11 protein-coding genes are annotated in these 13,095 nt (G+C 37.3%); 4 read left to right on the top strand and 7 right to left on the bottom strand.

Translation table 11 applies throughout. The features are described from left to right. The first annotated feature begins 30 nt into the window (after positions 1–30). The gene (locus tag M0P98_07795) at positions 31–126 is read left to right on the top strand and encodes a hypothetical protein (protein MCK9266756.1); all 96 of its coding nucleotides are present in this window, start codon (positions 31–33) and stop codon (positions 124–126) included. Positions 127–182: 56 nt separating this feature from the next. Here M0P98_07795 and M0P98_07790 read toward each other — a convergent pair whose 3' ends face one another. The 5 genes from M0P98_07790 to M0P98_07770 form a co-directional block, all read right to left on the bottom strand. Next, positions 183–749: a hypothetical protein gene (locus M0P98_07790; protein ID MCK9266755.1), complete on the bottom strand. Its 567-nt coding sequence runs from the start codon at positions 747–749 to the stop codon at positions 183–185. Between the two features lie 39 nt (positions 750–788). After that, positions 789–1,730: a hypothetical protein gene (locus M0P98_07785; protein MCK9266754.1), complete on the bottom strand. Its 942-nt coding sequence runs from the start codon at positions 1,728–1,730 to the stop codon at positions 789–791. Between the two features lie 140 nt (positions 1,731–1,870). Beyond that, positions 1,871–2,197: a hypothetical protein gene (locus M0P98_07780; GenBank protein ID MCK9266753.1), complete on the bottom strand. Its 327-nt coding sequence runs from the start codon at positions 2,195–2,197 to the stop codon at positions 1,871–1,873. Positions 2,198–2,325: 128 nt separating this feature from the next. Further along, positions 2,326–3,315 carry a deoxyhypusine synthase family protein gene (locus M0P98_07775; protein ID MCK9266752.1) on the bottom strand — a complete coding sequence of 330 codons (990 nt, stop codon included), beginning with the start codon at positions 3,313–3,315 and terminating at the stop codon, positions 2,326–2,328. A gap of 74 nt (positions 3,316–3,389) precedes the next feature. Continuing rightward, on the bottom strand, positions 3,390–4,724 hold the full coding sequence (locus M0P98_07770; GenBank protein MCK9266751.1) for a glutamine synthetase family protein: 1,335 nt from the start codon (positions 4,722–4,724) through the stop codon (positions 3,390–3,392). A 124-nt stretch (positions 4,725–4,848) separates the two neighbouring features. Between M0P98_07770 and M0P98_07765 the strand changes: the two genes are divergently transcribed. From M0P98_07765 to M0P98_07755, 3 genes are all read left to right on the top strand, one after another. Beyond that, a complete protein-coding gene (locus tag M0P98_07765; protein MCK9266750.1) occupies positions 4,849–5,991 on the top strand; it encodes a glycerate kinase in 1,143 nt (380 codons plus the stop codon). Between the two features lie 382 nt (positions 5,992–6,373). Then, positions 6,374–7,900 (top strand): YifB family Mg chelatase-like AAA ATPase, encoded by a 1,527-nt coding sequence (locus tag M0P98_07760; GenBank protein ID MCK9266749.1) that lies wholly within the window; start codon positions 6,374–6,376, stop codon positions 7,898–7,900. 39 nt (positions 7,901–7,939) lie between these two features. Beyond that, positions 7,940–8,998 (top strand): acetylxylan esterase, encoded by a 1,059-nt coding sequence (locus tag M0P98_07755; GenBank protein MCK9266748.1) that lies wholly within the window; start codon positions 7,940–7,942, stop codon positions 8,996–8,998. Here the strand turns inward: M0P98_07755 and M0P98_07750 are convergent. Both M0P98_07750 and M0P98_07745 read right to left on the bottom strand, forming a co-directional pair. Next, on the bottom strand, positions 8,995–11,298 hold the full coding sequence (locus tag M0P98_07750) for a hypothetical protein (GenBank protein MCK9266747.1): 2,304 nt from the start codon (positions 11,296–11,298) through the stop codon (positions 8,995–8,997). The genes M0P98_07755 and M0P98_07750 overlap by 4 nt on opposite strands. A gap of 72 nt (positions 11,299–11,370) precedes the next feature. Beyond that, the gene (locus tag M0P98_07745; GenBank protein MCK9266746.1) at positions 11,371–12,489 is read right to left on the bottom strand and encodes an aldo/keto reductase; all 1,119 of its coding nucleotides are present in this window, start codon (positions 12,487–12,489) and stop codon (positions 11,371–11,373) included. Between the last annotated feature and the right edge of the window lie 606 nt (positions 12,490–13,095).

Raw genomic sequence — 13,095 nt, 5'->3', positions numbered from 1 at the left:
GGATACGATGTTGCAACAAAAGTTTTACCTATATCTAAATTTTGGAAAGCAGAAAACTACCACCAAAAGTATTTTGAAAAGAAAGGTGTTGAACCTAAATGTCACTTCTTCCGGAAGATTTTTTAGTTTCTGCAAGCCACCGAAAATTGGAGCCATATTTTTCTCTTTGTTATAATTCTCTATTATTCAAACATCTTGTTGATTGTATCAACAGTCCACTCAACAAGTTCATCTCCGCCTTCAGGACCTATATCGGTACTTGCCGGGTCAGAACCATACCCTCCGCAGGCAATTGAGCGCTGGCTCGGAAGGTATGTTCCGGTACAACAAGCTTTCTGTATAAGAAAGGTCTGTGTAGCCCTGCTTAATTCCCTAATACGAACACCATAATCAAGATAAAGTTCAAAAGTATTGGTTGCAAATGCCGTCTCACCCACCCTTAAAACGTGTATTTCTACAGGCATACCCGGGCTTTTTTTCTCTATTTCAAACCTCTCCTTTACTCTCTCTCCCCATAACATCAGCCTGTAAGAGCGTGTTATTTCAGTGTACCACCTTGGCTTCTTTGTAATTTCTGGGTTCATCTTTAACTCTTCAACAAGCCTATTTAATTTTTCTTTATTTTTAAGGGAAGCTTTTATAGCGTCTTCAACATCTTTCTCTGATATCCTTCTACGAGTTATTTGAAAAATTTTAAGGGTATATTCAAAGACAGGATCCCAATCAATATCTTTTTCTACATAAGACATTATCTCTTCTATAGCGTTAGCTATTTTTTGAGATATTTCTTACCGTGAAGCATTCTCACCTTCCTTCCTGCCTTTTAAACGCCACATACGTTCCTCTGCCCTTTTTCCTATTAGCAGGTGAGGGGACTGGTCCCCGGCTGGTCCACATTGTGCCATTATATATATCTCTTTACCAAACCGTCTTCTAAGTTCTTCTCTTGTTTCGTGCCAGAAATCTGCACTTATCACATAACTATTCTCACTAACCTGAGAAGGGCAAGCTATATTTACTATAATACCGATAAGTTTACCGTTTATATCATAGGTCATCATAGCGTAAACAGAATGGTCTTCATACCCTTCCACGTGGCTGAATTCAGGAACGTTTGCTTTTCCATACATTGCACTTGTTCCATCCCTATAAGAGAGCCTTCTGTTTCGCCCAACAACAGCGTGTCCAAGCCCATAAGCCATACCCAACGGTTTTCTGCCATTCCAAGCGTCGCAGATTGCTTGTGATATTTTTTTCCCTGCAAACCTAACATATTCCACAGGGAACATCACATCAACCCCAAGATAAGACAATAAATTTTTATTCTTTTCTTTCCGGCCTGTTCCATTATCAGATATTCCATATTCCTCGCTAAAATCTGGTATATCCATACCATACGATATATTTCTTACTTCAGGGGCAGAATGCGTATGAGTGGCTCCAATGGATATCCTGCTGGCGTCAATTTCGGGAATACTCGATTTTATACTTCTGTAAACTTCATCTCTTAGTTCTTTGGTGATGGTAATAAGGTCACAACTTACCATTATCGCATAGTTAAAAGAACCAGCCCTTTCAGCCCCCAGTATTAAGGCAGTTGCAGTAACGGGATCCTGAACTCCTTCTGAAACCCTTGCGTGAAACTGACCTGAAATAAATATAGGTTTATCAGGGGTTATATCTGCTTGTCCCCACCCTGCACAAAAACTTCCTTTATTATTTTCGTCCACTTTAATATCCCTTCGTATACCTAATTCAGGGGTAGTTTATTATAATATTTCTCACATTTACCACCCTTAACTTGTCAAATTTTCCTTTTAGCAACCCTACCCCTCATTAAAATCTGTTTTGCTTAGCAGATCAAATTAGACTATAGTTTTATCTTTTCTGCAAACTGCCCTATAACGGGAAGAGGTTCTGTTTTTCCAGTTAAAGCACCTACAATCCCCATAATTGAGAGGATAAGAAGAAAAAGCCATATACTGGCAATAATAAACCAGCCGACAAATGGTATCCAGCTAAAAATAAAAAAGAGGAAAGAAGAAAACATATTACAGACCATAAGAACTATGCCCTGTTTAATATGGAATTTTGAATACCCATTATCTTTATTTACCATAAGCGGAACTAATAATAGAAGCCCTAAATATGAAAGCCACGCAAGCCCTTTTCCTTCATTTATTGTTTTTTCATCCATTATTTTCCCTCCTTTACTGCAACCCCCCGGGGATTACTTCGCAAGCCTCAGGGAATTGCTTCGTTTATTGCAAAGACGGAATGTAGAGAGGCGTGTGTCTGCACAATAGTACCATAGAGAATAGGGACTCAATCTGCAAGTATATAAGCAAATATAAGAGGTGCAACTATTGTTGCATCGCTTTCAATTATAAATTTTGGGGTATCTACGCCAAGTTTTTCCCAGGTAATTTTTTCATTAGGAACAGCCCCGCTATAAGAACCAAAAGAAGTGGTACTATCTGATATCTGGCAAAAATACCCCCACAACCTACAGGTTTCATCTTCAAGGTCTTGTCTTATAAGGGGAACTACACATATAGGAAAATCTCCTGAAATTCCGCCACCAATCTGAAAAAAACCTATACTATCTTCTTTGGAGTTATCTAAGTACCAATCTATCAAGAAGTTCATTGTTTCTAACCCTGATTTTACAGTCGATATATTTTTCAGGTTCCCTTTTCTTACCTGAGAAACAAACATATTCCCCATAGTTGAATCTTCCCATCCCGGAACAAATATAGGTATATTCTTTTCACAAGCAGCAATAACCCAAGAATTTTTAACATCTATCTGATAATATTCTTTAAGATTACCACTACTAATAAGTTGATACATAAACTCGTACGGAAAATATCTTTTATTTTCTTCTTCTGCTTTCTGCCAAAAATTTAGTAACCCTTTTTCAAGACGTCTCATAGCTTCGTCTTCAGGAATACAGGTATCAGTAACTCTATTTAAATTTTTAGCAAGAAGTGCAGCTTCATCTGCAGGAGAAAAATCTCTGTAATTAGGCACTCTTACATAATAATCGTGAGCCACAAGATTAAATAGGTCTTCTTCAAGGTTAGCCCCTGTACAAGTAATAGCGTCAACCTTGCCACGCCTAATCATCTCTGCCAATGTAATGCCTAACTCTGCAGTACTCATAGCTCCTGCCAGGGTAATCATCATTTTACCGCCATTTTCAAGATGCTTTATATATGCTTCAGATGCATCTACCAATACAGCAGAATTGAAATGCCGAAAATTATGCTTCATAAAATCTTTCATTTCTTTAAAATTATTACATTCTTTCATAATTAATATTCTCCTATTTATAAAGTTTAAGCATAATTATTTTACCACATTCGAGCAATTTCATAAAACCTTTATTATAACAAAGGTAGATAGGTTTTTAACTCGTAATCGTGAACCTGTTTACGATATTCATCCCATTCAACTTTTTTTGACCTTATAAGATTCTTAAAAACATGTGGTCCCAAAACCTCTTTGAGCAAATCGCTTGATTCGGCAACATCTATTGCTTCACTAAGACTCCCCGGTAAACACTCTACTCCAAGTTCATTCATCTCATCAAATGTGAGGTGATACACATCTCTTTCTAAAGGTTCTCTTAGAGGATATTTTTCCTCAACGCCTTTCATTCCAGCAGCCACCGTACAAGCAAAAGCTAAATACGGATTGCAAGCAGGGTCAGGAGACCTAAACTCTACGCGAGTAGATTTTTCCTTACCGGGTTGATACATAGGAACCCTCACAAGGGAACTTCTGTTTCTTCTTGCCCAACATATATATACTGGGGCTTCATATCCAGGCACGAGCCGTTTATAAGAATTTATCCATTGGTTACAAACAAGAGTAATCTCTCTTGAATGTTTTAAAATACCAGAAATATAACATTTGCCTTCTTCTGATAGGTTAAACTCATCACTTTTATCAAAGAATAGGTTCTTCTCACCTTTAAATATTGATTGGTGTACGTGCATACCAGAACCATTCACACCAAAAATAGGTTTTGGCATAAAACTTGCATATAGCCCTTTTAATTGGGCAATCTCTTTAAGAACCATACGAGAGACCATAACCTTATCCGCCATAATCAACCCTTCAGAATACCTTAGGTCTATCTCGTGTTGTGAAGGTGCTCCTTCGTGGTGAGAATACTCCACATCAACCCCTATCTCTTTAAGAACAAGTATCGTCTCTCTTCTTACTTCGTTACCTGCATCGAGGGTTGTAATATCAAAATAACCGCCTTCATCAAGAGTTTGGGTGGATTTTTCATCCTTAAAAATAAAAAATTCAAGTTCAGGTCCAACGTAATACGTATATCCAAGTTTTTTTAATTTATCAACTTGCCTTTTCAAAACATATCTGGAATCCCCTTCATAAGGAGTTCTATTTGTATTAAGAACATCACACAACATTCCAGCAACAGCTTTATCTTGAGGTCTATAAGGAAGAATAGTGAAAGTTGAAGGATCAGCAAGAGCAATCATATCAGATTCATCTATCCTTGCAAACCCTTTTATTGATGAACCATCAAAACCCATTCCATCTTCAAGAGCGTGCTCCAGTTCATCAATTGTTATGGTAAACCCTTTCATTTGACCTGTTATATCAGCAAACCATAACCTTATAAATTTTACATTTCTCTCTTTAGCAAGTTTGAGCACATCTTCTTTTCTCATATCAGGACCATTCATACTCTTCTCCTTATTTATTTTATTACCTTCTTCTTTCATATACATAATTATAAAGGTTATTTAAAAAGTATACAATAATAAAAATTGTATAAAAGAACATAGTACGATATAATACTCTTCACAAATGGAACAACCTATAATTCTTATCGCTTCGGCTTCGTTTAAAGGTAGCCTTACAAATATAGAGACTACACATATAATGGCAAAAGCTACCTCCAACGTTTTCCCCAACTCAAAAATAACTGAATTCCCTCTTGCTGACGGTGGTGAAGGAAGTATCGAGGTTATATACAAACTCCTTGGTGGAACAATGAAAACCTCACAAATCTCAGACCCTTTAATGAGAAAGATTCCTGCAAAATGGCTACAAAAAGATGATGTTACATATATAGAATTAGCCCAAACGGCTGGTTTGACTTTAATAAAAAAAGAAGAACAGAACCCGCTTAAAACAACTACATACGGTGTTGGCGAACTCTTAAAGAAATCTGCTACTGCTGGTAACAGAAACATTTTTCTTGGAGTTGGTGGAAGTGCCACAACCGATGCAGGTGTTGGAGCTTTAATAGCACTTGGAGTTAAATTTTATAAAAAAAACGGAACTCTTATTTACCCGGGCACAGGCGAAGATCTTTCTGAAATAACTAAAATAGATACCACATCTATCTTACCAGAAATACTTAAATGTAAAATAACTATCTTATCGGATGTTGAGAATCCTTTATACGGAAAAGATGGAGCAGCTTTTATTTACGCTCCTCAAAAGGGAGCTGATAAAAGAATGGTACAACTTCTTGATTCAGGACTTCGCAACTGTGCAGAAAAAATGGAGCAATTTTCACAAAGAAATGTTTCATCTATACCCGGCGCAGGAGCAGCAGGAGGTATTGTTGCTGGGCTTGCTTCGTTTCTTGATGTCACAGTTGTATCTGGCATTGATACAATAATGCAAATGGGAGGTTTTGAAAACATCTTAAAAACCTCCGACCTTATTTTAACAGGTGAAGGCAAGATAGATAAACAGACATTTTTTGGTAAATCCTTATCAAAAGTATTTAAACTTACAGAAAAACATAACAAATTAACATTTGCGTTTGCTGGTAAGGTAGAAGATGCCGTCTACAAAAAGAATCTTCAAAAGATTCTTTTCACAAGCATTACGCCCTCTTCTATGACTATTGAGAACGCTATGTTAACCGCAAAAACCAACCTTTATAATTCAGTCAGCCAGAGGTTAAAACTATATAAAGATTCTTTCCCTTCTTAAATAACACTCTATAGAGTAGCGGTAAAAACGAGATTCCGGCTCAAGCCCGGAATGACATACAAGGGTAACCTCATCCTTTATCATTAAGTCTTTCGTTTTTTCTTAACCTGCTAACTACCCCCCTCATCCCTGCCCTTCTCCCCCAAGGGTAGAAGGCATATCATTGGGAATGCCATTCTGAACTTGTTTCAGGATCTCTAACCTAATCCACGTAACAAGAGTAATAAAAGCGAGATATCTACTCTGAATCTTCCTCTCCTCATAGGAGAGAAGGGGTTCTTTTTTTATTAATTCATCTTAATATTTTTCTTTAATCCCTTTCAATGTTATAATTTTATTACTCTTACAACTGTTTTGAGAAACAGGAGGTACAAAAGAAAATATGCTGGCTAAAGTAAAATCTTTAACTGTATGGGGTATTGACGGATTCCCCATAGATGTAGAGGTAGATATTAGTTACGGTTATCCTGCTATATCTGTTGTTGGGTTGCCTGACCAAGCAGTAAAAGAAAGTAGAGATAGAATCAAACCTGCTATAGAAAATTCTGGATTTAAATTTCCTTCAAACAGAAAACTTGTAATAAACCTTGCTCCTGCCGACACAAAAAAAGAAGGACCTTATTTTGATTTACCAACAGCCATAGGAATACTTATTGCTTCAAAAATTCTACCTCCTGATGTTGCTGATGACTTTTATTTTGTTGGAGAACTGGCTCTTGACGGTTCCTTAAGACCTGTTAAAGGAATCCTACCTATGGCAGTAGAACTATCCAAAACAACCACCAAAAAAATAGTAGTACCAAAAGAGAATGGTTCGGAAGCCTCTCTTATCGAGGGAATAGAAGTTTACCCTGTAAGTAGCCTTAGAGAATGTGTATCATTCCTTACCAAAAACACTGAAATACAACCTTCAACCAGCGATATAAAAGAACTTTTTGCCTCTAACCAAAGTAAAGGTTTAGATTTCAAGGACGTAAAAGGGCAAGCATATACAAAGAGAGCTCTCGAAGTTGCTGTTACAGGCGGACATAACGTACTTATGGTTGGTTCACCAGGTTCAGGAAAAACTATGCTTGCCACAAGAATCCCATCAATACTTCCTTCCTTAACCTTAGTAGAAGCTCTTGAGATTACAAAAATACATAGTATTGCTGGAACACTTCCTGGAGAAGGCCTTATTACCCAAAGACCTTATAGAAGCCCTCATCACACAATATCAAATATTGCTCTAATTGGAGGAGGAAGTATTCCAAAACCAGGCGAAGTTAGTTTAGCGCATAATGGAGTACTTTTCCTTGACGAACTACCAGAATTTCATAGAGATGTTCTTGAAGTGTTAAGACAACCCCTCGAAGACGGTAAAGTAAGTATATCCCGCGCAAAGGGAAGATTAACATTTCCAAGCAGATTTTTGCTTGTAGGTTCTATGAACCCCTGCCCTTGTGGATGGTACGGAGATAACGCCAGACAATGTCGTTGCACGCTTGGTCAGATGCTTAAATATAGAAGAAAAATATCCGGTCCCCTGCTCGACAGAATTGATATACAGGTAGACGTCGCAAGTTTACCTCCCCACCTTTTAATGAAAGAAGTAGAAGAAGAAGATTCAAAATCTATAAGAAAAAGAGTGGAAACAGCAAGAAAAGCACAGCAGAAACGTTTTGAAGGCACTGACGTATTCTTTAATGGACATATGAACTCTTCACAGTTAAAAAAACATTGTGCACTTAACGATGAATGTAGAATGCTTGTTAGAGGAGCTCTCGATGCTCTTTATCTTTCGGCAAGAGCTTATGACAAGATACGTAAGGTTGCCCGAACAATAGCCGATATGGAAAACTCTGATACCATAAAACCTCATCACCTTGCTGAAGCTATCCAATACCGCAGTCTTGACCGTAACCTGTAGGGTAAAGGGAAAAATATTTGAGTAAAGAGGAATAAGAAAATGGGAAAAAAATATTCTGAAAAACTATCTAAGCCAGCATATAAAAATTTAGGTGAAAAAGAAGATATTCAACCATTGTTTCCAGAAAATATGGAAGAAAATCTTCAAAACTGGAACATATTAAAAGAAAGGTTATTATTAAACTGGTCAAAACTTCTGGGAAAACCGTCTTTTACCAATTTTGATAAAAAAGTAGAAAAGATTGAAGAATTTGAGCAACCTCACTATAAAGGAACAGTTTACAAACAATCTACAGGATCAGAGACAGAGCAACTGCTTCTTCTTATGGAACCAAAAAAAACACCTTTTTCACCAAAACCTTGTGCCATAGTTCCTTATTACCACCCCGACGAGATGGCTGGATACAATTTAACAGAACACACACCTATTTTTAAGAGACGAAATGTCCAATTTGGTAAACACCTTGTACAACAAGGGTATGTAGTTGTTTGCACTGAAGCGTTTCCGTTTAACATTGTGCCTGAACCTAAAAACAACGAAGGGTTTGCTTGGTGGAAAGCAGGAGCAAAAAAATTGTTAACAGATAACCCTAACTGGACTGGTATAGGTAAACTAATATGGGACACAAAGCTTGCAACAGATTTACTTTTAAGCCAACAAGATATTGATAAAGAGAGGGTTCTTATCATAGGTCAATCATTAGGAGGCAAAATGGCTTTTTGTGCAGGCGCATTGGACAAAAGAATTAAAGCTATCATTGGCTCAGATTTTGGGATTGGATGGAAATTTACCAACTGGGACGCCCCTTGGTATTACGGAGACAAAATCTTTGAAAAAAATTTCTCCTTCGCACATCACCAACTTCTTGCTTTAAATGCCCCTTCTTCTTTTCTACTCATAGGCGGTCAAGCCGACAGACCAGCCAGTTGGCAGTATATAAACGAAGCGAAAAAGGTTTATAGGATATATGGAGCAAAAAATAAAATAGGTTTTTTCGACCATAACTCAGGTCATCAACCAACAGAAGAGTCCATAATAATTGCCTACAAATGGCTTGCTGAACAATTTAATCTACAAGAACAAGAATGGGAGTTTTAATACTCACTCTTATTGTTTTTGCCAGCAGGACATTCAATAAAACATTTCTCTACAATAGTTTTATAATATGGTCTCTGCAACCTGTCAGAATTAATCATTGCTTCACTTACAATTTCTTGAGTTATTTTTTCAGGAACTGGAAAATCTGTCTGAGAACCGATAAAACCAGGACCTGCTTCTTTCATAAAACCATATCTGCACGCCCAATCACACCTGAGTTGGTCATTCTTTCCCCAACTAAAAGTTTTACCGTTAACAGACACAGATATCTCTTCTTCCAGAGAAATTGCCTGTGAAGGGCACACTTTAGCGCACCTATAACACCTTTGGCAGAGCTGTGCACCTTTATATAATTCATCAGAAACAAGAGGCGCATCTGTAACAAGTGCAACAAAAATCTGTTTAGGACCATACTGTGGAGTAAGAACCTGCCCGTTCCATCCAATTTCTCCAAGCCCAGATGCAACTGCAGCAAAACGGTTAGCAGTCAAAAAGTGAGAATCTGTATCAGCAGAAGAGATAAAAGCAACTTTATACCCCAAAGCGGAGATAAGTTTAGCAGTCTTTTGCAACATTTTTCTCATCTCAGCATGACTTATATCGTGTATTGCATACTGGTAATGTGCTGCCTTTTTTCCTGCACCTTTACCTACATTTTCAACCACCCCATCAAGCGTTTTCATTCCAGCAACTATTATACTTTTTGCATTAGGAAGATATTCAGAAGATTTTTTCAATAATTTTCCTCTTTTAACAATTTCTGGATTGTAAGGCATTGCTTGACCACCCCACACACCTTTTCTTAACTCTAACGGCTTGTTTCTGATAATAAAATAGTCTTGATTTTCTTCTTTATAAAGGTTGTTAACCTGATACACTATATCATCAAAAACATCAGCCCCGGCAATACCCACCATATCCATCCCAGCTGAACATAGTGCGTTTTTTATCATTTGAGACATCTCTTCTTGAGTCTTTTTATGAGATATAACCCTTATATCCTCAAAAGGCTTTATATTTGTAACAAGGGGACAAGATGTAATAACAAGTTCAAACTTCTTGCTAACGTTTCCATCTAAATCATCTTTTCCCAGAGGCGCTACAACCCCACAAGCTTGAGCTACTTCTTCAGGGTTAAAACTTGAACGGGTAACGGTAGAGTAGCCATATTTTTCCATCAAGTTAGTAACAAGAAGTGCATTAGTCCATAAAGTTGAATTGGTTACAAGATTTGCAATAGAGTGGAATCCCAAAATAATTGCTCCCTGTGCATCGGGAAGTTCTTTAGAGACATCAATACCTTTTTCTTTTAAATCATCAAGGTTGACAGTTGCAAAATAATCAGCCCCTTTTTCAAAAGCTAAAGCCATAACTTCTCTGGTAACTGTATCTATATTCTCAGGACTGTTATCTATCTCAAAATCTCTTCTTCTTCTGGGAGACTTACAGTATGTTCTATCAAAATACCTTCGTTGAGGGTTGACACACCATTTAAAACATTGCCCCATCTTCCATCCAAAAATCCATTCTGGATGTTCTTTAACAGCTTTCTCTGCAGCTTCAACGATAACCTTTTCATCTATCTTTTCTGGCCACTCCTGTAATACATCTAATTGAAAGTTTTCACCTATCCCGCATCTCCAGAGATTTCTTTTGGGAAAAGTATATTTTTTATCCTCAATCTCTATTACACATTCACCATCAACTTCTTTATCAAATGCTCCTGTAGGACAATTCTTTGCACAAAGAAGACATTTATCACAAAGAGGGTCTCCTGAATATAGAGGGTCAGGTACAAGTTCAGCTTCAGTAATAATACTTATAAATCTTTGACGTGTTCCATATTGCGGAGTAATACACAGGTTATTCCACCCTATCTCTCCCAGTCCAGCGCAAGCCGCAGCATAATAATGGCACATATCTGCCATCCAACCACGCTCAGCACCAGGTTGAACCCTATAATTCCATAACGCTGTAGCTGGCACCGGCACAGTCTTCCACCCAAGTTCCTCTATAAATCTTGCTATTTTAAAAGCCAGATGGTCAAGCGTAAGAGTAGCGCTGCCTTGCACAAAAGCAAGCCCAGATATCCTAACGTCATCTTCTGCTCCAAGTTCCACGCATGCGTCTGGAATATGCATCCCACAAACTATAACAGATTTAGCTTTAGGAAAAATACCAACAGGACTATGTTGTATAGGTGCTTTATCCCATCTTGACACTGAGGCAATACCAACAAGACTGGCTCCTTCATTTATTGAAAAACTTTTAATTTTTTGAGTTAAAGATATATCAGCCATTTTTCTCCTTATAAGTAAATAAATTAATGCAAACCGCAAGAATTTGCAATAATGAACAAAAAAACAAAAAGATTAGTTTAAAGTTTTATGAATTTTTTTCAATTGACTTATTATATCAATCTTTTGAGGACATTTTTCTTCACATTGCCCACATTCTACACAAGCGTCAGCTTTTTCTCTCTCTACCTCTTCAGTTGATTTTATATTGCTATATCGAGATATAGCAAGTTCTTTTAAACCATACACCTTGGCATAGTTCATAAGTTGAAAAATATAAGGTATTGTAACCCCTTTAGGGCAAGGCAAACAATAATTACACCCTGTGCAAGGAATCTCTTCTTTAGTTTTACGTTTTTCTATAAACCTATTAAGAGATGTTAACTCTTGGTTAGTAAGAGGTTTTTTAATACTTGCAACACTTACATTCTCCTCTACCATATCAAGATTACTCATACCAGATATAACAGTAGTTACATATGGATTTGAAAAGACAAACCTTAAAGCCAGTTCAGGGGTTGTGCTACATTTTCCGCCAACCTCTTTCATAAGAAGTTCAGAGTGTGTCAACCGCCCTCCCCCAACAGGTCCCATTACTACCACAGCCAACCCTTTTTCTGAGGCAAATTTCATAATACCCTCGTTAACTCTATCAAGAAGATTATATTGACACAACATAGAAGTAAAAACTTCTCCTTCTTCAATAATTTTCTTTATTCCTTCTGGTTTATCGTGGGTAGAAAAAGATATATGTTTTATAAGGTTTTCCCTTTGGGCTTTTTCTGCTTCTTTAATAAGTTTCAATCTTTTAATTTTTTCTTCAAAATCATTGTAACTAATACTATGAAAATGATAAAAATCTATACAAGACACATCAAGTCGTTTTAGTTGCTCTTCAAGTCGCCTTCTATAATCGCCTCTCTTTTCAAAATTGCCAACAAAGGTTTTTGTTGAAAGATATACTCTATCTTTCCATTGTTTTAATGCTTTACCTACAACAACCTCGCTATCTCCATAAATGAAAGCAGTATCTATATAATTTATTCCTAACTTAAAACCTTTCAAAATAATTTTAATAGATTCTTCGGTATCCATTGTGGAGACCCCGTTTTTTTCTTCTGTCGGTAACCTCATTGCTCCAAAACCAAGTACCGACATTTTTATACCAGTTTTGCCGAATTCTCTATACAACATTATAATTACACCTCTTTTATTACCGTTTTGTGGCGTTGCGAGTAATGAGGGGCTCTGCCTTCTACCTGCCCACCATTCCATCCTAACGCACCATTTTGTCTTCCTGAATTTGTTTCAGGATCTCTAACTTAATCCACTTAACAGTAGTAGGAAAAGCGAGATTCCGGATCAAGTCCGTAATGACATATAGAGGGAGTCTCCTATTTTATCCCTCTGCTATTCTTTTGCTCTTAGTCGGCATAAAGACCCCCCTTATCCTTGATCCTTCTCCCTCAAGGGGAGAAGGCAAAATAAGGGAAGGTGTATGCACCGTAGTACCAGAGTGAGTAGATACACCCCATACGCCTTTCTTTTATGTTTTTATCTGCCGTTTTATGGCATTGCGAGGAGCGTTTTATTCCATAGTTTTCATAGGAATTGCGACGTGGCAACCCTCGTATTTATCCTTATTATTTTTTTGTCTTTTCTTTCAGTAAAAAAGTATGTGTCTATGAACGAATTACGAGGTGCTAACCGACGCTTTTTGTCGTTGCGAAGGAACGCTTTGTGTGACTGCGGCAATCCTCGTTTTTATCCTATACACTATTGTTTACCCCCATTCCTTTT

Source organism: bacterium, from assembly GCA_023230585.1.
Taxonomy (GTDB): domain Bacteria; phylum Ratteibacteria; class UBA8468; order B48-G9; family JAFGKM01; genus JALNXB01.
The sequence above is the reverse complement of the archived record's forward strand: the minus strand, read 5'-3'. Positions and strand labels throughout refer to the sequence as shown.

Coding starts and splice junctions, on each gene's coding strand:
- M0P98_07770 (MCK9266751.1), bottom strand. CDS start 4,724: ATGAATGGTCCTGATATGAGAAAAGAAGATGTGCTCAAACTTGCTAAA.
- M0P98_07755 (MCK9266748.1), top strand. CDS start 7,940: ATGGGAAAAAAATATTCTGAAAAACTATCTAAGCCAGCATATAAAAAT.
- M0P98_07765 (MCK9266750.1), top strand. CDS start 4,849: ATGGAACAACCTATAATTCTTATCGCTTCGGCTTCGTTTAAAGGTAGC.
- M0P98_07760 (MCK9266749.1), top strand. CDS start 6,374: ATGCTGGCTAAAGTAAAATCTTTAACTGTATGGGGTATTGACGGATTC.
- M0P98_07790 (MCK9266755.1), bottom strand. CDS start 749: ATGTCTTATGTAGAAAAAGATATTGATTGGGATCCTGTCTTTGAATAT.
- M0P98_07750 (MCK9266747.1), bottom strand. CDS start 11,298: ATGGCTGATATATCTTTAACTCAAAAAATTAAAAGTTTTTCAATAAAT.
- M0P98_07745 (MCK9266746.1), bottom strand. CDS start 12,489: ATGTTGTATAGAGAATTCGGCAAAACTGGTATAAAAATGTCGGTACTT.
- M0P98_07775 (MCK9266752.1), bottom strand. CDS start 3,315: ATGAAAGAATGTAATAATTTTAAAGAAATGAAAGATTTTATGAAGCAT.
- M0P98_07780 (MCK9266753.1), bottom strand. CDS start 2,197: ATGGATGAAAAAACAATAAATGAAGGAAAAGGGCTTGCGTGGCTTTCA.